This window comes from Roseomonas acroporae, from assembly GCF_023223525.1.
In the GTDB taxonomy this organism is placed as follows: domain Bacteria; phylum Pseudomonadota; class Alphaproteobacteria; order Acetobacterales; family Acetobacteraceae; genus Roseomonas_E; species Roseomonas_E acroporae.
The window spans coordinates 38088-56087 of sequence record NZ_JALPRX010000062.1 but is presented as its reverse complement, the minus strand read 5'-3'; the positions used below and the strand labels follow the sequence as shown (position 1 = coordinate 56087).

Annotated in this window: 21 protein-coding genes; 19 read left to right on the top strand and 2 right to left on the bottom strand. The window is 66.3% G+C overall.

Features of this window, described 5'->3' with window-relative positions; translation table 11 throughout:
* The first annotated feature begins 108 nt into the window (after positions 1 to 108).
* The 3 genes from M0638_RS14615 to M0638_RS14605 all read left to right on the top strand — a co-directional run bounded on the left by M0638_RS14615 (position 109) and on the right by M0638_RS14605 (position 6754).
* On the top strand, positions 109 to 4443 hold the full coding sequence (locus M0638_RS14615; RefSeq protein ID WP_248667732.1) for a strawberry notch family protein: 4335 nt from the start codon (positions 109 to 111) through the stop codon (positions 4441 to 4443).
* Positions 4443 to 5498 (top strand): DUF7146 domain-containing protein, encoded by a 1056-nt coding sequence (locus M0638_RS14610; RefSeq protein WP_248667731.1) that lies wholly within the window; start codon positions 4443 to 4445, stop codon positions 5496 to 5498. The genes M0638_RS14615 and M0638_RS14610 overlap by 1 nt, the downstream gene beginning before the upstream one ends.
* Before the next feature lie 326 nt (positions 5499 to 5824).
* Complete coding sequence (locus tag M0638_RS14605) at positions 5825 to 6754, top strand: DUF2493 domain-containing protein (RefSeq protein WP_248667730.1); 930 nt, start codon at positions 5825 to 5827, stop codon at positions 6752 to 6754.
* A gap of 39 nt (positions 6755 to 6793) precedes the next feature.
* Here M0638_RS14605 and M0638_RS14600 read toward each other — a convergent pair whose 3' ends face one another.
* Positions 6794 to 7402 (bottom strand): hypothetical protein, encoded by a 609-nt coding sequence (locus M0638_RS14600; protein WP_248667729.1) that lies wholly within the window; start codon positions 7400 to 7402, stop codon positions 6794 to 6796.
* A 429-nt stretch (positions 7403 to 7831) separates the two neighbouring features.
* Here M0638_RS14600 and M0638_RS14595 point away from each other — a divergent pair, with 429 nt between their 5' ends.
* From M0638_RS14595 to M0638_RS14585, 3 genes are all read left to right on the top strand, one after another.
* Complete coding sequence (locus M0638_RS14595; RefSeq protein ID WP_248667728.1) at positions 7832 to 7999, top strand: hypothetical protein; 168 nt, start codon at positions 7832 to 7834, stop codon at positions 7997 to 7999.
* A gap of 148 nt (positions 8000 to 8147) precedes the next feature.
* Positions 8148 to 8588, top strand: a complete 441-nt coding sequence (locus M0638_RS14590; protein WP_248667727.1) for a hypothetical protein — start codon at positions 8148 to 8150, stop codon at positions 8586 to 8588.
* A gap of 594 nt (positions 8589 to 9182) precedes the next feature.
* Entirely contained in the window at positions 9183 to 9509 is a 327-nt protein-coding gene (locus M0638_RS14585) for a DUF736 domain-containing protein (RefSeq protein ID WP_248667726.1), read from the top strand.
* A 111-nt stretch (positions 9510 to 9620) separates the two neighbouring features.
* On the opposite strand, the gene M0638_RS14580 is transcribed toward M0638_RS14585, so the two are convergent.
* Positions 9621 to 9872, bottom strand: coding sequence for a helix-turn-helix domain-containing protein (locus tag M0638_RS14580; RefSeq protein WP_248667725.1), 252 nt, complete (start codon positions 9870 to 9872; stop codon positions 9621 to 9623).
* A 230-nt stretch (positions 9873 to 10102) separates the two neighbouring features.
* On the opposite strand from M0638_RS14580, the gene M0638_RS14575 reads away from it, so the two are divergent.
* The 13 genes from M0638_RS14575 to M0638_RS14515 all read left to right on the top strand — a co-directional run bounded on the left by M0638_RS14575 (position 10103) and on the right by M0638_RS14515 (position 17993).
* The gene (locus tag M0638_RS14575; protein ID WP_235704415.1) at positions 10103 to 10366 is read left to right on the top strand and encodes a DNA -binding domain-containing protein; all 264 of its coding nucleotides are present in this window, start codon (positions 10103 to 10105) and stop codon (positions 10364 to 10366) included.
* A gap of 125 nt (positions 10367 to 10491) precedes the next feature.
* On the top strand, positions 10492 to 10839 hold the full coding sequence (locus tag M0638_RS14570; protein WP_248667724.1) for a transcriptional regulator domain-containing protein: 348 nt from the start codon (positions 10492 to 10494) through the stop codon (positions 10837 to 10839).
* Positions 10739 to 11278, top strand: coding sequence for a DUF2285 domain-containing protein (locus M0638_RS14565; RefSeq protein ID WP_248667763.1), 540 nt, complete (start codon positions 10739 to 10741; stop codon positions 11276 to 11278). Before M0638_RS14570 ends, M0638_RS14565 begins: the two co-directional genes overlap by 101 nt.
* Before the next feature lie 214 nt (positions 11279 to 11492).
* Positions 11493 to 11744, top strand: coding sequence for a helix-turn-helix transcriptional regulator (locus M0638_RS14560; protein WP_188582766.1), 252 nt, complete (start codon positions 11493 to 11495; stop codon positions 11742 to 11744).
* An 11-nt stretch (positions 11745 to 11755) separates the two neighbouring features.
* Positions 11756 to 12865, top strand: coding sequence for a replication initiator protein A (locus M0638_RS14555; RefSeq protein ID WP_248667723.1), 1110 nt, complete (start codon positions 11756 to 11758; stop codon positions 12863 to 12865).
* Positions 12862 to 13500 (top strand): ParA family partition ATPase, encoded by a 639-nt coding sequence (gene parA, locus M0638_RS14550; RefSeq protein ID WP_248667722.1) that lies wholly within the window; start codon positions 12862 to 12864, stop codon positions 13498 to 13500. Before M0638_RS14555 ends, parA begins: the two co-directional genes overlap by 4 nt.
* On the top strand, positions 13497 to 13751 hold the full coding sequence (locus tag M0638_RS14545) for a hypothetical protein (RefSeq protein ID WP_248667721.1): 255 nt from the start codon (positions 13497 to 13499) through the stop codon (positions 13749 to 13751). Before parA ends, M0638_RS14545 begins: the two co-directional genes overlap by 4 nt.
* The gene (locus M0638_RS14540; protein ID WP_248667720.1) at positions 13748 to 14266 is read left to right on the top strand and encodes a DUF2840 domain-containing protein; all 519 of its coding nucleotides are present in this window, start codon (positions 13748 to 13750) and stop codon (positions 14264 to 14266) included. The genes M0638_RS14545 and M0638_RS14540 overlap by 4 nt, the downstream gene beginning before the upstream one ends.
* Positions 14263 to 14808 carry a S26 family signal peptidase gene (locus tag M0638_RS14535; protein ID WP_248667719.1) on the top strand — a complete coding sequence of 182 codons (546 nt, stop codon included), beginning with the start codon at positions 14263 to 14265 and terminating at the stop codon, positions 14806 to 14808. Before M0638_RS14540 ends, M0638_RS14535 begins: the two co-directional genes overlap by 4 nt.
* 34 nt (positions 14809 to 14842) lie before the next feature.
* A complete protein-coding gene (locus M0638_RS14530; RefSeq protein WP_248667718.1) occupies positions 14843 to 15178 on the top strand; it encodes a DUF736 domain-containing protein in 336 nt (111 codons plus the stop codon).
* Between the two features lie 4 nt (positions 15179 to 15182).
* Positions 15183 to 15899 carry a lytic transglycosylase domain-containing protein gene (locus M0638_RS14525; RefSeq protein ID WP_248667717.1) on the top strand — a complete coding sequence of 239 codons (717 nt, stop codon included), beginning with the start codon at positions 15183 to 15185 and terminating at the stop codon, positions 15897 to 15899.
* A complete protein-coding gene (locus M0638_RS14520) occupies positions 15896 to 16261 on the top strand; it encodes a hypothetical protein (RefSeq protein WP_248667716.1) in 366 nt (121 codons plus the stop codon). Before M0638_RS14525 ends, M0638_RS14520 begins: the two co-directional genes overlap by 4 nt.
* Positions 16254 to 17993, top strand: coding sequence for a relaxase/mobilization nuclease domain-containing protein (locus M0638_RS14515; protein WP_248667715.1), 1740 nt, complete (start codon positions 16254 to 16256; stop codon positions 17991 to 17993). Before M0638_RS14520 ends, M0638_RS14515 begins: the two co-directional genes overlap by 8 nt.
* Positions 17994 to 18000: the final 7 nt, after the last annotated feature.

Genomic DNA, 18000 nt, shown 5'->3' with positions numbered 1-18000 from the left:
GGCCGTGACGATGAGAGGGAGAGGACGGCCGGGACGGGTTTGAGCCGGTGCGGTCCGAGAGAGAGCGCCGGCCGGCTCGCCCGTTCCCGCTCTCCCGAGGCTCCCTTCATGAACGACCTTTCTTCGATTGCGGCCAGCCAGGCCGCGCCACTGTCGCCTGTTTCTCAACCCAACACCGCTGGCGCGATCATCGCCGCAGCCCTGCAGCTCCTCCCGCATCTCGAACGTGGCCAGCGGATCGACGCGGCGATCCTGCGCGCCGCCATGGAAGCGGCATTCGGCGCTTCCGATGCCTCCGGCGCCTGGGACTGGAAGACCGCCTACGAATCTTGCGAGGTGGCGACAGTCCTCTTCCTGCGCAAATACGGAAAGGCGCTGTTCCGCAAAGCCGGCTCTCCGGTTTTGCGTCTTTCCGCCCTGGCCAAGATCGCCGGCCTTCTCCCGACCCACACGCGCCGCTCGACCGAGAGCGAGACCTTCCAGCAGTTCTCGACGCCGACCCCTCTCGGCTTGGCGGCCATAACCGCGGCCGCCATCGGGCCGGCGGATCGCGTGCTTGAGCCGTCGGCCGGCACCGGACTCCTCGCCATCCTGGCCGAGATCGCCGGCGGCGCACTCGTCCTGAACGAGCTGGCCGAGGTCCGGGCGACGCTGCTTTCCTCTCTCTTTCCCGCCGTCACCGTCACGCGCTTCGACGCCGCCCAGATCGACGATCACCTCGATCCGGCCATCGTTCCGAGCGTCGTGCTGATGAACCCGCCCTTTTCGGCGATGGCCAATGTGACGGGCCGTGTGGCCGATACCGCCTTTCGCCATATCGCCTCGGCCCTCGCGCGCCTCGCCGATGGCGGGCGGCTGGTGGCGATCACCGGCGCGAATTTTTCGCCCGAGGCCTCGGCCTGGCGCGACGCCTTCATCCGCTTGCAGGAGCGTGGCCGCATTGTCTTCACCGCAGCGATCGATGGGGCGGTCTATGCCAGGCACGGCACGAACATCGACACGCGGCTGATCGTCATCGACAAGGCGCCCGCTGACGACCCGTCCGCCTTGCCGGCGTCACAGGGCATGGCGCCCGACGTCGCCACGTTGCTGAGCTGGATCGCGGAGCACGTTCCGGCGCGTCTGACGCTCGCGCCGAGCCTCGCCATCCCCGTGTCGGCCGCCGCCGCACCACGGACAGTGCGCGGCTATCTCGCCCGCGCTGCTGCGGCGGGCCCGGTCAAGCCCTCGGTCGCCGATCCGGAGGCGGTCGATCTCGCCTACGAGACCATCGACTGGACGCCGCCCGAGGGCGCGCGTCTCAGCGATGCGATCTATGAGGAATACCGGCTCCAATCGATCCGGATTCCCGGAGCCCAGGCCCATCCCACCAAGCTGGTGCAATCTGCCGCCATGTCCTCGGTCGCGCCGCCGAAGCCCAGCTACCGGCCGCGCCTCCCGATCAGTCTCGTCAGCGAAGCCGCCCTGTCTGACGCCCAGCTCGAGACCGTGATCTATGCCGGCGAAGCGCATGGCGACTATCTCGCCGGCGCCTGGACGGTGGACGAGACCTTCGATCTCGTCACCGCCGCCCGCGACCATGCACCGAACGCCGTGCGCTTTCGCCGGGGCTTCATGCTGGGTGACGGCACTGGGGCCGGCAAAGGCCGCCAGTCGGCCGGCATCATCCTCGACAACTGGCTGAAGGGCCGGCGCAAGGCGGTTTGGATATCCAAGTCCGACAAGCTGCTCGAGGACGCCCAGCGCGACTGGTCGGCGCTCGGCATGGAGCGCCTGCTCATCACGCCGCTCTCGCGCTTCCCCCAAGGCAAGCCGATCCGCCTTGCCGAAGGCATCCTATTTTTAACCTACGCTACGCTGCGGTCCGACGACCGCGGCGAGAAGCTTTCGCGCGTCCGCCAGATCGTTGAATGGTTGGGCTCCGACTTCGACGGAGTGATCATTTTCGACGAGAGCCATGCCATGCAGAACGCCGGTGGCGGCAAGGGCGAACGCGGCGATGTCGCGCCCTCCCAGCAGGGCCGCGCGGGCTTGCGCCTGCAGCACGCGCTGCCGGACGCGCGCGTGGTCTATGTCTCGGCCACCGGCGCGACTACCGTCCACAATCTCGCCTATGCCCAGCGGCTCGGCCTCTGGGGAGGCGAGGACTTCCCCTTCGCCACCCGCGCGGAGTTCGTGGAGGCGATCGAGGATGGCGGTGTCGCCGCCATGGAAGTGCTCGCCCGCGATCTGCGTTCGCTCGGTCTCTACACGGCCCGCTCGCTCTCCTATGACGGCGTCGAATACGAGTTGGTCGAGCACTCGCTCACCGACGAGCAGCGCCGCATCTACGACGCCTATGCCGGCGCGTTCGCCGTGATCCACAACCATCTCGACGCCGCGATGCAGGCAGCCAACATCACCGGCGAGACCGGCACGTTGAACCGGCAGGCGAAGTCGGCGGCCCGCTCGGCTTTCGAGAGCGCCAAGCAGCGCTTCTTCGGCCACCTGCTGACCTCGATGAAGACGCCGACGCTGATCCGTTCGATCGATCAGGACCTGGCGGACGGCCACGCCGCCGTCATCCAGATCGTCTCGACCGGCGAGGCGCTGATGGAACGCAGGCTCGCCGAGATCCCGACCGAGGAATGGAACGACGTCCGCGTCGACATCACGCCGCGCGAGTATGTTCTCGACTACCTGGCCCATTCCTTCCCGGTGCAGCTCTACGAGCCGTTCACCGACAGTGAGGGCAATCTCTCCTCCCGGCCTGTCTTCCGCGACGGCCAGCCGGTCGAGAGCCGCGAGGCCGTCGCCCGGCGCAAGGAGCTGATCGAGCGGCTCGCTTCACTGCCGCCCGTTCCTGGCTCACTCGACCAAATCGTCCAGCGCTTCGGCACGGACTTCGTGGCCGAAGTCACCGGACGCTCGCGCCGCGTGGTGCGCAAGGGCGATCGCCTCGTCGTCGAGAACCGCGCGGCTTCCGCCAACCTCGCCGAGACTGCCGCCTTCATGGATGACCTAAAACGCATCCTCGTCTTCTCGGAGGCGGGCGGGACGGGCCGGAGCTACCACGCCGAGCTATCGGCGCGGAACCGCCGCCTGCGCGTCCATTATCTGCTCGAACCCGGCTGGAAGGCCGACGCGGCGATCCAGGGCCTCGGGCGGACGAACCGCACCAACCAGGCGCAGCCGCCGCTCTTCCGGCCGATCGCCACCGATGTGAAGGCCGAGAAGCGCTTCCTCTCAACCATCGCCCGTCGCTTGGACACGCTGGGCGCCATCACCCGCGGCCAGCGCCAGACCGGCGGCCAGGGACTCTTCAGGCCAGAGGATAATCTGGAATCCCACTACGCCCGTGACGCGCTGCGCCAGCTCTACATGCTGCTCGTCCGCGGCAAGATCGAAGGCTGCTCGCTCCAGATGTTCGAGGCCGCCACGGGCCTGAAGCTCATGGACGCGAATGGCATCAAGGACGAGCTGCCGCCGATCACGACCTTCCTCAACCGCCTCCTGGCGCTCACCATCGAGCTTCAGGGCGTGCTGTTCACGGCATTCGAGCAGTTGTTGAACGCCAAGATCGAGGGCGCCATCGCCAGCGGCGTCTATGATGTCGGCCTGGAGACGCTGCGGGCCGAGAGCTTCGTCGTCACTGATCGCCGCGCGATTTACACACATCCCGCGACGGGCGCAGAGACCCGGTTGCTCACCATCACCGAGCGCAGGCGCAATCATCCGGTGACGCTGGACGAAGCGCTCGATCACCTCGCCGATCCCCGCGCCATGCTGCTGATCAACGAGCGCTCTGGCCGGGCCGCCGTGCAAGTCCCGGCGCCGAGCCTGATGCTGGACGATGGCGAGATCGAACGCCGCGTTCGGCTGATCCGGCCGATGGAACATCATCACGCCTCGCTGAAGATGATGGACGAGAGCCATTGGCAGGCGACCGACCGCGAGGCGTTCGCGGCGGCATGGACTCGCGAAGTGTCGGAGGTCCCCGAGTTTGCCGACAGCACGATCCACGTCGTCGCCGGCTTGCTGTTGCCGATCTGGAAGCGCCTGCCGAACGAGTCGACGCGCGTCTATCGGCTACAGACCGACGCAGGCGAACGCATCATCGGCCGCAGGGTCTCCCCGGCCTGGGCAGCGAACGCCTCGCTGACCGGGGCGACCACCCTGACGCCGGATGCGGCCTTCGCGGCGCTGATCGAGGGGCGCACCATCCTCGACCTCGCCGACGGCTTGCAGCTCCATCGGGTGCGCGTCATGGGCGCTCACCGCATCGAGCTGTCAGGCTTCACTGAGGCCATGCGCGATCGCCTGCGCGCCTACGGCCTCTTCAGCGAAATCATCTCCTGGAAGCTGCGCATGTTCGTGCCGACGGATGCGACCGGCGCTGGTGTGCTGACGAAGGTGCTCGACCACTATCCGGTCGAGCGCATCGGCGAGCGGGAAGCCGCGTGATGGCCCGCCACGATGCATCCGAACTGGCCAACCGTCTCGCGCGCGACGCCGAGGCGGTGTGCCGACATTACCTCTCCGCCGGACGCCGGGAGGGCCGCTACTGGCTGGTGGGTGATGTCCGCAATACGCCGGGCCGCTCGATGTTCGTCCGGCTCAAGGAGTCAGTGAAAGGGCCTGCCGGCAGATGGACCGACGCCGCGACCGGCGAGCATGGCGACCTGCTCGACGTCATCCGGGAGAGCTGCGGCCTGGTCGACTTCAAGGACGTCGCCGATGAGGCGCGTTCGTTCCTCAGCCTGCCGCGCCCTGAGCCGGAACCGGATCGTCCGCGATCGCGCACGCCGACTGCTTCAACCGGATCACCGGAAGCGGCGCGGCGACTGTTCGCCATGTCGCTGCCGCTGTCTCGTACTCTCGTAGAGACGTATCTCCGCAATCGCGGCATTACCGCTTTGCACGGAACCGGAGCGCTCCGCTTCCACCCGCGTTGCTACTATCGGCCTGACGACCATAGCCCCACCGAGACCTGGCCGGCGATGATCGCCTCCGTCACCGATCTCGCGGGCCATCTCACCGGGGCGCATCGCACCTGGCTCGATCCGTGCGGCTTCTCCGAGGCGACGCTCGGCAAGGCGCCGATCGACACCCCGAGGCGGGCGATGGGCGACTTGCTCGGTCACGCCGTTCGATTTGGCGTGGCGGGCGAAGTGATGGCGGCCGGCGAGGGCATCGAGACGATGCTGTCGCTCAGGTGCGTCCTTCCCGCCATGCCGATGGTCGCAGCACTGTCGGCGGCGCATCTCTCCGCCATCCTGTTCCCGGACACATTGCGCCGGCTCTATATCGCCCGCGACGACGATCCGGCCGGCGACGGCGCGATGGCGACGTTGATCGAACGCGCGCGGGAGGCCGGCATCGAGGCGATCGTCATCTCGCCACGGCTCGGCGACTTCAACGAGGATCTCCGCTTGCTCGGAATCGACACGCTTCGGGCGGCAAGCCGCGTGCAGATCGCGGCGCAGGATGTTGCCCGCTTCATGGATCTGGCGGCATAGCCGGAACGGGGATGGGGCGCGGCAGCGTCGTTGCCATAGGGTCGGCGGTCATGCTTTCCGTCAGCGTCGGAGAGGACCACGCCCACGGCCTTCCGGGAGGGCGATCGGGCGGCAAACGGCCCGGACCGGCAACCTTGTGGGCCGACTATTTTCCGTCGGCGGCAAAGCCGCCTTTACATCGCGAGACAAAATAGTCGGCCTCCTTCGGTCCTCCGCCGAGGCTCCGGCCCGCAGCTCGCGCTTGCGGGTGCAGGTCCGCTCCGCCCGCCGCCTTCGTCGCCATGAAGGCCGCGATGGGCGCGGCCGATCCGACGAGGAAAGCCGCGATGACCACCGACCACGACGACGATTTCGAGCCGCACCACAGCTCATCCCCGACCGACCAGGTCCTCCACGAACTCCAGCTCTATGGCTACCGTCCCTTTCACGACGAGCCCGATCCCAGACCGCTTCCCGAAGCGAACATTCTCGCGGGCAGCATCTCCGACATCTTCGACGCCCTCGTGGTGGCGCTGTCAGAGACCCGCCTCGAACCCGACCTCGAGGACCTGCTCTGGTCGACGGTGAACGTCTTCCACCGGGCCATCGACCGGATCGAGCGCGAACTCGACGATAACGAGCTGGCGCAGCAACGGTCCCAGCGGGAACAGGATGGCAGTGAGGTCAAGTCCGTCGAGCTGGAGCGCCTGACGGCGGAAGGGCAGACGCTAATCGAACGCCGCAATGCCTTCGAGCTGATGCGCGATCAGGCCGCCGACCAATTCGAGCACCACACCCATTCGGCCTGGCGGCCCCGCAACGGATCGAAGGTCAACCATCGCAACCTCACCGCGGCGATGATCGACAGCCGCGACTTCCTGGCGGCGAAGAAGCGCGCCGACAACCAGGTGCTTCTGCCGGCGGGGCCGAAGGTGGCTCTGACCGGCGGGCTCGACTTCAACGATTACCGGCTGGTCTGGGCCAAGCTCGATCAGGTCCACGCAAAGCACCCGGACATGGTGCTGCTGCACGGCGGCTCGCCCAAGGGCGCCGAGCTGATCGCCGCCAAATGGGCCGACAACCGCAAGGTCCCACAGATCGCCTTCAAGCCGGACTGGACGAAGCACGCCAAGGCCGCGCCGTTCAAGCGCAACGATGCAATGCTCGAAGTGCTGCCGATCGGCGTGATGCACTTTCCGGGCACTGGCATCCAGGACAACCTCGCCGACAAGGCCAAGAAGCTCGGCATCCCGGTCTGGAAATTCGGCGGCGCGTGAGCGCCGCCACGTACTGGCAACCTTTCCGGTTGCCGCGCGTCAAGAACGCCCAACGTGGGACCAAGCTTTCATGGCATATTTCTCAAGATCATTTGCGATGTTCATCGCGAGCCTCGGAGAAATCACGATCTTCTCTCCGATGTGACCGTCGGACTTGAAATGCTGTCCTTTATAGGTGGTGTCCACGGTCCGATAGGCGTGATACGCGCCGTTATAGTGCGCGATTGCATTGCGCATATGGTAGAAAAGGTCGATTTCTTTTCTTTCTAACTGCGTGAGACCGAGAATCCCGTTGTGGTAGTCGGCTTGCAGAAGGTTCGGCTGAGTCGCGTAGTCTGGAACCGTAAGATCCTTGATAACCTGCTCGAAGACCGTCCACGCCGAAAGCATCAACGCCGTGACAGCGTCCTCCTTAAAGTTCTCGACTACCTCCGACGTGATCGAGTTGAGCACCTTGGCCGCGAGATCATCATTGAATTCCTGCGCGAGGATCGACGCCACGCTCGACAAATCCCGATGCTTCCCGATGTCTCCGCTTTGAAACCAGTAGAGCACTCCCATCTTCACGTAAAAACATGATTTGAGGGTCTCGAAATAGCCGAGAACCATGTCGCTCGTTAGATTGGTGATTTTCTCTGGGATCGTCATTTAGAAACCATCACCTGTCAGAGCACTCAGAATAGCTTGGTACTATCAGCCGGCGTGGCTGATGGCGCAAGATTCGGTTTCCGTGCCAGTCCGCTTCCCGTTGGACGCGGCGATACTTGCCAGAATGTCCGCAAGCCGGCGCCAACGCTTCCATGACCATCCGCGACCATTGGCAAGCTGCTGCCGTTCAGTGACGAGGGAAGCCTGAAGATCATCTTCGGCTCCCGGGACGAGGCATCATCCCCCGCTTCCTTGCGCTGATCCTTGGTCCGTCCGCGGGCCTGACGCCATCAACCCGCAAGGGGTCGGCTTACGCTGGAGCGTGCCGCCGCTCTGTCTTCGCCTTCGCGGTGATTGCGGCCCTCGGCCGGACACATCGGGCGCCTGTCGCGCGGGGATGACCCCCGCCTCAGCACAGGAGCCGGATCAATGTCTCAAGCCCTCGCATTCGCCAGCGGCTGGAACCTCGCCACCACCCTCATGGCCTGCGTCGTCGTCTTTCATGCTGACACTGGCAACTACGGCGTCATGCTGGCCGCCGAATATGACGGCGATCCGGCTGCCGTCATCCACGAATTCGACCCCTTCCAACCATGAAGGGGCGAACCACCACGAAAGCTGAACCTCAGAGCGCCAGTGGGATTTCTGCTCCCGCCGGCGCCTGTTTGCGGCTATATTCGTGGTCGCGCCGTGGTGGTGGTGGAAGGCGCGACCGTCAGACCCCTATCTCACGGAGCGCACCGCCATGATCATCTTCGGACCACTGCTCGTCATTGTCGGCATCGGCTTCTTCTGCTGGCTGCTGTTCAACCTCGCCATCTTCGCACTGCCCTTTTTCGCCGGCCTGACGATCGGCATCTGGGCCTTCCACAGTGGAGCCGGCGTGCTCGGCGGCATAGCGGTGGGTGTCGTGGCCGGCGGCATAACCTTTGGTCTTGGCCAGCTCGCGCTTGCCTTTGTGCCGTGGACGTGGCTTCGGCTCCTGATCATCCTCCTTTACGTCGCGCCCGCCGCCGTCGCCGGTTACAGCGCCACGCATGGAATCGCCCAGATGGCGATGCCTTCGCCTACGTGGCAGACGATCTTCGCCGTCATCGGCGCGATCGCCGTCAGCGTCACGGCGTTCGTTCGCTTCACCGGAATGGCCACGCCCGGACCGGCCGGACAGGGCTTGGCGCGGGGCTGACACCGTCGTGTCGGCGGGGCGGGGTCAGATCAGGCATCCGGGCCCCCGGCAGTCCCCGTCATCGAAGCTGACCAGAGAGCGGCTTCGGCGGTGAAGTTCAGCCCGCCATCGCAGAGTGGCCGGAGTCATGGCGGTCGTCTGAGCGCTTGGACCAGATGGTGACGGCGGCGAGACCCAGCCTACAAGTCGTGTGAAATGGAGCGTGCAGCCGGAGCTTGGGCTTCGAAACGGGAAATCCGTTGGCAGCCAGGACAGGGCTCGGATCGCCGTCGCTTTCACCGGCCGGAGCTTGCGGCGACTCGAAAATCGCCATGTTCCCCTTGATGTCGGCTCTGTCAGGCCGAACGCACCCAACGGCCTCTTCGATGGACTGATCTAGCCGAAGGCCGGCTAAAGCCTCGACCGCCTATGGCGCAACAGCGGCGTCACAACTTTCTTCCCCTGCCGGCTGCGCCGTCATTCCTCGCGAAACAAGAAAGTTCCTCCTTTGCTGTCGAGCCCCTTCGGGGTGCGCCGTCGATCGCCTCCGGCCCGTCGATCACCATCGAGGCCGCAATGGTGCGGGCTCGGAAACAGAGATCAAGGAGAACTACCATGGCGACCATCGGCACCTTCAAGAAGACCGGCTCGAACGAATTCACCGGCGAAATCGTCACCCTCTCGGTCCAGGCCAAGAACGTCCGGATCGTCCCCGAAGCCACCCGCTCCGGCGACAACAGCCCCAGCCACCGCGTCTATGTCGGCCGGGTCGAGATCGGCGCCGCCTGGGCCAAGCGCTCCAACGAAGGCCGCGACTATCTGGGCCTCAAGCTCGACGATCCGAGCTTCACCGCCCCGATCTTCGCCAACCTGTTCGATGACGAGGACGGCGAGGGCTTCAGCCTGATCTGGTCCCGCCCCAACGGCCGCCGGAGCGACTGACCTCCCTACAATGCCCCGTCCGGCCGGTCCGGGCGGGGCATCGACTTTTTTCGAGAGTTCCTGGGCCGCCGTCGGCCGAGGTCCAACCCAGCGGCGCCCGTGGCGAACGCGCTATTCTTGAGGCTCGGCTGAAATCGCCGAGTCGCCATTGCGATGAGGAGCTCGCACCAACTCGATCGCCTCCACATCAAGCGCTTCGGCCACCTGACCCAGGACGGTGACGCTCGCCGACACGTCGGCGCGTTCGATCGCCCCGATATACCGGGCGCTCAACCCGGCCCGCTCGGCCAACTCCTCTTGCGTCATCCCTTTCGCATGACGCAACCGACGCAGATTGATCGCCATGACCTCCTTGAGATCCATGGCGATGATGGAGCCGACGCAGGAACCATCGTTCCAGGAACGATCATTCCGATTCGTCCGCGAGTTATGCTATCCATCCTTGGTCTCGACTGCCTCTGCAGCGTCAACTTGAGCAACGTGATGCGCCATAAGCATCACGACACCGGCTTAATCAGGCGCGAAGTCTGTCAAAATTTGCGGTAAATGAATCCCTACTCCATTGCTTTGATCTCGACGGGGGAAAGATCGCAATGACCGAGGCGCCCTTCTGTGACCGGCCGCCGCTTACCGACCGCGTGAACACCTATGATGAGGAACATCTGGCGATATACCTACGGTTGCTGATGGCCGAGGAAGAAGGAGCCGACTGGCGAGAGGTCGTGCTGGTGCTCTTCGGCCTCGATCCGGCGCAAGAGCCCTGCCGTGCCAAAATCGTCCATGAAAGCCACCTGGCCCGCGCCCGCTGGATGACCGAAACCGGCTATCGGCACCTGCTTCAGCCACGAGCGCAGTAAACCGCCGCACATCCGTTGTACGGGTTGTCGTCGTGCGCGATGCAATCATAGGGTCTAGCGCAAAGCCTGCGTTTCCGGATGGTTTGAAGCTCCCCGAATAGGGGAGCAAGACGAGAGGAAACGCCATGCCCACACAGTATTGGCGCTCGCCGGAGACGATCGATCACTTGAATCGCCTCGAACGCCCCGGCTTCGCCGTCGAATTCCTGCGCCGCAACGCCGAATACCGGCGTGACTACGCCCAAATTCAGCGCCAGATCGCGCGCGATCACGTCGATGCGGAGTCCGCTCGCGCGGATTTCGCCCGACGATGGGGGTTGCGGTTTCGCTCACGACCCGAGCAACCCGGTCGGCGACGAACCCGCTACCTGGCTGCCGGAACTGTCGCCCGGCACGCTGCTGCTCGATGCAGCGCCGAGCGGATTCGCGCCTGTGGCCCTCGACCCATCCCAGCTCGGCTCGATCATCGCTGACCGGACCGATGACGAGGGTCGTGAGGTCGTCATCGTCGATGGGTCCGGCGAGCTTCACATTCGGCTCAACAGTGATCTGGCGGTTCGGCGCCCCATGATTCTCCTGCCGCTCGGCGCCGCATCGGTCGATCTCCGGCTCGATGTCGCGTCGCGTTTCATCCGCAAGGTGGGCGGCCAAACCATCGGCCTTCTCCCACGGGCGTTGCGACTGACCACGCAGCGCAAGCGCCGTCTCGTTCAGCTTCTTCACGCCTTCGACGTTCACGACATGGGCGGCGGTCCTCGCGACGTCGCGGAGATCATCCTGCGTTCGGACCAGGCCCAACTTCCATCGGTCGAGTGGAAGGACTCCCACGCGCGACGCGCGGCCAATCGTCTGATCCACGACTCGATCGCGCTCGTCGAACGCGGCTATCTCAAATTTCTGCGCGGCGGCTGATCAGTCCCATAGTCGGCTTTCAGCGCGCACCGTTCCTCCATTCATCCCTGCTTCCCCAGTGACGCATTGGACCATCGTCCGCTCATGGTCGCGCGAAGGGGGACACCCCCTTCCGAAAATCTTCGTCCACCCCCAACGCCCGAACCCTCCGCCACCGTGACCCCGACATGCCGCGACTTGGCCGCGGCGCTTCGAGGCAAGACGGAGGCTCCCCATGCTCGACAGGTCCGCGCAGCTCGCCACCCGCTACGTCCGAACCCATGAGGCGGCACGCATCCTCGGTATCTCACCGCGCACCCTGGAAAAGTATCGGTGTCACGGCAGCGGCCCGACCTTTCGCAAGCTCGGCGGTCGCGTGGTGTACGCGGTGGGCGATCTCGAAGCCTGGGCCGACCAAGCCGCCTGCCGTTCGACCTCGGACCCCCGCTACGTCGAGGCCCGCGCCGCCGGCCACGCGCATCGCTGAGGCGCTCGCCGATGTCGTTGCGCCGCCTCATCACCGCCAGCGAACGGAGCAAGCTCGAACCGTTCGTCGTCGCCACCGGCGACGCCAGTCCGCGCGACCAGCGCGACCTGATGGAGCGGCCGTTCTTCTCGTTGGCCAAAGCCAGGCGCACGGCCCCCATTCTCTATGAAGCCGGCGACGTCCGCGTCGAGGTCCACGCGGCGCCCGAGTTCGGCATGGCCACCATCTGGGACGCCGATGTCCTGATCTGGGCGGCGAGTCAGATCGTCGAGGCCGAAAACCTTGGTTTCAAGACCTCGCGCTTTCTGCGCTTCACGCCCTACCAGCTCCTGACCGCGATCGGCCGCCAAACCGGCTCCCGCGACTACAAGCTCCTGAAGGGCGCGCTCGCGCGCCTGCAGTCGACCGTCATCCGCACGACGATCCGCAACGGCGAACACTGGCGGCGACGCCAGTTCTCCTGGATCAACGAGTGGGAGGAATGCACGACGCGCGACGGTCGCGTCGAGGGAATGGAGTTTGTCCTTCCCGACTGGTTCTATCGCGGCGTCGTCGACCGCTCGCTCGTTCTCACGATCGACCCGGCCTATTTCCGGCTCACCGGCGGCATCGAGCGGTGGCTCTATCGTGTCGCCCGCAAACACGCGGGCCGCCAGCCCCGAGGCTGGCTGTTCGAGTTCGCGCACCTTCACGAAAAATCCGGCAGCCTCGCCAAGCTCGCCGACTTTGCCTTCGATCTGCGCCGGCTCTCCGCCCGCCAGCCGCTTCCCGGCTATCGGCTCAACATCGAGCGCGATGGCCGGCGCGAGATGCTGCGCATCCTGCCGGCCGGCTTATCCACAGGACCTGTGGATATTGCTGTGAATGCGGACGGGACTTCGGGCGTTCCTGCTATCGGGACTTCAGGCGTGCGCCTATCGGGACTTCGGGAGTGCAAGCCGCAGCTAACCCTCTGGCCCGAAACCACGATTCCCGACCTTAACTTAGAGTCTAACTCAGAATCTAACTCTTGTTGTTGGCCCGCGCGATCGGTGGGCAAACGGGTCTGCGGACCGAGTTCCGAGCGCTCAAAACGACAACCATCGCTGCCCTTCAGCCGCAAGCCGGGAGGGAAGCCATGATCGTTGCGCTGCTCAACCAGAAAGGCGGCGTCGGCAAAACGACGCTCGCGCTGCACCTCGCCGGCGAATGGGCGCTGCATGGCAAGCGCGTCACGCTGATCGACACTGACCCCCAGGGCTCGGCGCTCGATTGGTCGCAGCAGCGGGCGAGGGAGAACGTCTCACGGCTATTCGGCGTCGTCGGCCTCGCGCGCGACACGCTCCATCGCGAGGCGCCCGAGATCGCGCGCACCGTCGACCACATCGTCATCGACGGTCCGCCGCGCGTCGCCGGGCTGATGCGTTCGGCGCTGCTCGCTGCCGATCTGGTGCTGATCCCTGTCCAGCCGTCGCCGCTCGATGGCTGGGCCTCCGCCGAGATGCTTGGCCTGCTGCGCGAGGCGCGCATCTACCGCCCGCAGCTCGCCGCTCGCTTCGTGTTGAATCGTTGCGGCGCCCGCACCGTCATCGCCCGCGAGACGGCCGAGACCTTGGCCGATCACGATCCGCCGATGCTTGCCAGCACGATTGGCCAGCGCGTCGTCTTCGCCGACGCCGCGCAATCGGGACGCCTGGTCTTCGAGCTGGCCGAGCAGGGCCTCGCCGCGCGCGAGATCGCCGCGATGGCCGCCGAGGTCGCGAGGATCGCGCCATGAGCGAACGGTCCACCAAACGCGGCTTCGCATCCCGACCCGGCGACGCCGAGAGCTGGATCAAGGCCCCCGAAGCGAACGGCAGACGGTCGGATGACACCTCCGCCTTCAGCGCAAGACTAACGATCGACGTCACCCCGGCGCTACGCGGCCGCATCAAGGTCGCCGCGTTCCGGCGCGGCATCACCGTCGCCGACATGCTCCGCGACCTCCTCTCACGCGAATTCCCTGCCGATCCCGGAGAGTCCTCATGAACGACAACGAGCAGACGCCGCCGCGCGTCGTGCCGCCGTCGCATCGGCGCACCGTCCCACTGACCCATGTCGAGCTGACCTGGATCGAGAAAACAATCGAGCACTGGCTGCGCTTCGGCCGGCGCGCCGAGGAGAAGATCCTCGATCGCCGCCGCAGCGTCTCCAGCTTCAGGCCCGGCAGTATCTTCGCCTTCGTGCGTTGGGCGTCGAACGACTTCGGCACGATCGTCTCGCGCATGGACATCGTGCGCGCGGTCGAGCCCGGCGTCCCCTACCAGACGCTGCCCTTTGTCCGCCCCGGCGGCGAAATCCTGCTGCGCGTCGATGGCTGGCCGAAGGTCGAGCGCGTGCTGCGGGCGATCGATGCGGTCGAAGCGCTCGATATCGATCCTGCCGATGTCGCGCCGGAATATTGGCGTCATCTCCACAACCGCCTCGCCGCCGGGCATGAGCCGCGCGCCTACACGCGCGAGCAACATGCCGCCTGGCTCAAGCGCCGGAGCGTCGCGCCATGACCCGCTTCGGCTACGTCATGTCGACGTACTTCGCGATGCTCGGCATCGGCGCCCTCGCGTTCTTCCACCCGGCGCCACGGCTGATCTGGAACGCCACGGCGAGCACCCCGACCGGGCTCTATGCACTGCATCCCGTTGGTACGCTCCGCACGCTCGAACTCGTCGTCGTGCGGCCTCCCGAGCCGATTGCGAGCTACCTCGCGGACGGCGGCTTCCTGCCCAAGGGCGTGCCGCTGCTCAAGCACGTCATGGCGCTACCCGGACAGACCGTGTGTCGGGCCGGCGACCTCGTCACCGTCGATCAGGTCGAGGTCGGCGTCGCTCATGACCGCGATCACCTCCACCGCCCACTGCCGCGCTGGAGCGGCTGTCGCGTGCTTCGGCCGGACGAGGTCTTCCTCATGAACCCGACCGTCCCGGACAGCCTGGATGGTCGCTATTTCGGCCCGCTCCCCGTCGCTTCGATCGTCGCGCGCGCGGTCCCGTTGTGGACCGACGAGGCCGGCGACGGCCGCTTCGTCTGGCGCGCCGCCACAGATTGATCCGCTTCTCAACCCGCCAACCCAGGAGGTCCCCATGGCGCAGATCGGTCACTTCACCCGCGACAAATCCGGCTTCACCGGACGCATTCAGACGCTCTTCTTCACCCGCGACCTCTCCCTCGTTCCGGCCGAATCTTCCGATGCCGAGAATGCGCCCGACTTTCGGGTCCATCTGGGCGATGCCGACGGCCCGGAAATCGGCGCGGGCTGGAAACGCACCGGCGAGAAAGCAGGCGAATATGTGTCGCTCGTCATCGATGACCCGGCGCTGCAACAGCCGATCCGCGCCAACCTCTTTCAGTCCGGCGATGACAAATCCGCGTGGGTGCTGAACTGGAACCGCCCGCCCAAGCGCGGCCAGCGGGATTGAGCGCATGCGGGCCGCTCTCATCATACTCGTCGGGGCGACGGCGGTCGGCACGCCCGCCGTCGTCGCTCACGCCCAGACCGCGCGTATCGAGCTGCACGCGCCGAGCGATCCCTATGCGGGGCTCATCGCGGAGGCGGCCCAGCGCTTCGGCATTCCGGCGGCATGGATACGGGCGATCATGCGAGTCGAGAGCCGCGGCGATCGGCGCGCAATCTCGCCCAAGGGGGCGATCGGGTTGATGCAGCTCATGCCCGACACCTGGGCGGCGCTGCACGCTCGGTACGGCCTTGGTCGCGATCCGTTCGATGCACACGACAACATCCTGGCGGGCGCGGCCTACCTGCGCGAAATGCACGACCGCTACGGATCGCCGGGCTTCCTCGCGGCATACAATGCGGGGCCTGGTCGATACGAAGACTATCGTGATCGTCATCGGCCCCTACCGCCCGAAACCGTTGCCTACGTCGCCGCGCTCGTCCCTTTTGTTGGGGACGGCGCGATCGAGGGGCCTGTCCTCGTGGCGGCCTCCGATCCGTCGTCCTGGACGCAAGCACCGCTCTTCATCACACGGTCGGCAAGCGCTGAACCCGCTGATCGCACGTCGACCAAGCAGCCGCCGAACGACACCCCGGCCGTCCTCGCGGTGCGCGATATCTCCGCCATCGCACCGCAATCCACGGGTCTGTTCGTCTCAGTTGCAGCAGCGGGACCAAAGCCATGACGGTGCTGCTCCCCTGCAATCACGCCGCGCTCTTGCTTCGGCCTGCTTGCGGCTTCCTTGGCAGCGCGACGGTGTTCGGGGTCTCGATAAGCTTCTTCGAGGTTCTCGGATGCGATTTCGCAGGCTGGCGCGGCGCAGCGTCCTTCCGAGAAGAAGGAAGGGCGGACAGGGGAGGCGTGCAGGAACCGACCGACAGAGGGCCAGATAAAAGGCCGCAAGGTGCGGCTCTGTCGGTCGGTTGTTTTTGCTTGTGTTTTTCGTCGATCGCGCAACGTGCGGCCCCGGCGCGCAAGGTGCGCGGCGCCGTCAACGCATTGCCCATCCTCTGTTTTTCGCACATTGCCGGGGCCGGCGATGGCTGAGGAGAACGACTTCCAACCCCGGCCAGGCCGCATCCGCTCTTCGCGCAGTCAGCGGGCAAAGCCTTTCATCGCCCAGGCGCTCGCCGCCGCCCAGTGCGCCGGCGGCGGCGTATCGCGGCAGGGCCTGCTCAGGAGCGCCAGCCGCTCGACCTTCGGCCGCGGCCGTGTCGCCGCCGTCCGGGCGAACCATCTGCTCACCGGCCGCTCGCGCCTGGTGACGGTCAAGGCACGCGTCGTCCGCCACACCGCGCGCTCCGCGCCGCTCGGCGCTCATCTCGGCTACCTCCGGCGCGAGGGCGTCACCCGGGACGGGGAGAAGGCGCGGCTGTTCGGCCCCGAAACCGAGGACGCCGACCCCCAGGCCTTCACCGAGCGGTGCGAGAAGGATCGCCATCACTTCCGCTTCATCGTCTCGCCCGAGGACGCGCCGGAGATGACCGACCTCAAGGGCTATGCCCGCGAGTTGGTCGGCCAAATGGAGAAGGACCTCGGCACCAAGCTCGATTGGGTCGCCGTCGATCACTGGAACACGCAGCACCCGCACGTCCACATCATCGTGCGCGGCGTCGCCGAGGACGGCCAGGACCTCGTCATCTCCCGCGACTACATCAAGGAAGGGATGCGCGCCCGCGCCCAGGACCTGGTCACGCGGGAGCTGGGGCTGCGTAGCGACCTCGATATCCACCAGGCGCTCGAGCGTCAGGTCGAGGCCGAGCGCTGGACCCAACTCGACCGGCAGCTCATCCGTGACGGCGGCCGACATGGCGTCATCGACGTTGCGCCCTCTCCGGGCCAGGAGCCGGACCCTTTCCATTCACTGAAGGTCGGCCGACTGCGGCATCTGGAGAGCCTCGCTCTCGCCCATCAGATCGGAGCCGGCCAGTGGACGATGGACGAGGCGGCCGAGACCACGCTCCGTGAACTCGGCGAGCGCGGCGACATCATCAAGCGGATTCATCGGGGCTTGCGAGAGCACGGTATCGAGCGCGCGGCCGGGAGCTATGTGCTCGCCGGCGAGAGCCTCGACGTGCCCGTCATCGGCCGGCTGGTCGATCGAGGCCTCGACGACGAGTTGAAAGGCACCGCCTATGCCGTCATCGATGGCGTCGACGGCCGCACCCACCACATCAAATTCCCCGACCTCGACGCCACCGGCGACAGCGCGCCCGGCTCGATCGTCGAGCTGAGGAAGTTCGACGACGCGCAAGGGCGTCGCCGCGTCGCGCTCGCCGTGCGGTCGGACCTCGCCATCGAGGATCAGGTGACGGCCAGCGGCGCGACTTGGCTCGACCGCCAAGCGGTCTCGCGTGATCCGGTCGACCTTAGCCAGACGGGCTTCGGCGCCGAGGTCCGCGATGCGCTGGAGCGGCGGGCCGACCAGCTCATCGAGCAGGGGCTGGCCGAGCGACCGGCGCGGGGCATCACCTTCTCCCAGGGCCTGATCGGCATGCTCCGCCGTCGGGAAGTCGAAGCCTTCGGCGAGCGGCTTGCGGCCGAGACGGGCCAGACCTTCAACCAGGCCGCCTCCGGCGAATACGTCGCCGGATCATACCGTCAGCGCTTCGCGCTCGCCTCCGGCCGGTTCGCCATGATCGACGACGGCCTCGGCTTTCAGCTCGTTCCCTGGACCCCGTCGCTCGAGAAACAGCTCGGCCGCCACGTCTCCGGTGTCGCCCGCGATGATGGCGGCGTCGACTGGGGCTTTGGCCGCAATCGGGGACTCGGCCTGTGAGCGCCCC

Coding starts and splice junctions, on each gene's coding strand:
- M0638_RS14595 (WP_248667728.1), top strand. CDS start 7,832: ATGTCTCAAGCCCTCGCATTCGCCAGCGGCTGGAACCTCGCCACCACC.
- M0638_RS14530 (WP_248667718.1), top strand. CDS start 14,843: ATGGCGCAGATCGGTCACTTCACCCGCGACAAATCCGGCTTCACCGGA.
- M0638_RS14590 (WP_248667727.1), top strand. CDS start 8,148: ATGATCATCTTCGGACCACTGCTCGTCATTGTCGGCATCGGCTTCTTC.
- M0638_RS14575 (WP_235704415.1), top strand. CDS start 10,103: ATGACCGAGGCGCCCTTCTGTGACCGGCCGCCGCTTACCGACCGCGTG.
- M0638_RS14605 (WP_248667730.1), top strand. CDS start 5,825: ATGACCACCGACCACGACGACGATTTCGAGCCGCACCACAGCTCATCC.
- M0638_RS14570 (WP_248667724.1), top strand. CDS start 10,492: ATGCCCACACAGTATTGGCGCTCGCCGGAGACGATCGATCACTTGAAT.
- M0638_RS14615 (WP_248667732.1), top strand. CDS start 109: ATGAACGACCTTTCTTCGATTGCGGCCAGCCAGGCCGCGCCACTGTCG.
- M0638_RS14610 (WP_248667731.1), top strand. CDS start 4,443: ATGGCCCGCCACGATGCATCCGAACTGGCCAACCGTCTCGCGCGCGAC.
- M0638_RS14585 (WP_248667726.1), top strand. CDS start 9,183: ATGGCGACCATCGGCACCTTCAAGAAGACCGGCTCGAACGAATTCACC.
- M0638_RS14555 (WP_248667723.1), top strand. CDS start 11,756: ATGTCGTTGCGCCGCCTCATCACCGCCAGCGAACGGAGCAAGCTCGAA.
- parA (WP_248667722.1), top strand. CDS start 12,862: ATGATCGTTGCGCTGCTCAACCAGAAAGGCGGCGTCGGCAAAACGACG.
- M0638_RS14540 (WP_248667720.1), top strand. CDS start 13,748: ATGAACGACAACGAGCAGACGCCGCCGCGCGTCGTGCCGCCGTCGCAT.
- M0638_RS14525 (WP_248667717.1), top strand. CDS start 15,183: ATGCGGGCCGCTCTCATCATACTCGTCGGGGCGACGGCGGTCGGCACG.
- M0638_RS14535 (WP_248667719.1), top strand. CDS start 14,263: ATGACCCGCTTCGGCTACGTCATGTCGACGTACTTCGCGATGCTCGGC.
- M0638_RS14600 (WP_248667729.1), bottom strand. CDS start 7,402: ATGACGATCCCAGAGAAAATCACCAATCTAACGAGCGACATGGTTCTC.
- M0638_RS14545 (WP_248667721.1), top strand. CDS start 13,497: ATGAGCGAACGGTCCACCAAACGCGGCTTCGCATCCCGACCCGGCGAC.
- M0638_RS14520 (WP_248667716.1), top strand. CDS start 15,896: ATGACGGTGCTGCTCCCCTGCAATCACGCCGCGCTCTTGCTTCGGCCT.
- M0638_RS14515 (WP_248667715.1), top strand. CDS start 16,254: ATGGCTGAGGAGAACGACTTCCAACCCCGGCCAGGCCGCATCCGCTCT.
- M0638_RS14560 (WP_188582766.1), top strand. CDS start 11,493: ATGCTCGACAGGTCCGCGCAGCTCGCCACCCGCTACGTCCGAACCCAT.
- M0638_RS14580 (WP_248667725.1), bottom strand. CDS start 9,872: ATGGATCTCAAGGAGGTCATGGCGATCAATCTGCGTCGGTTGCGTCAT.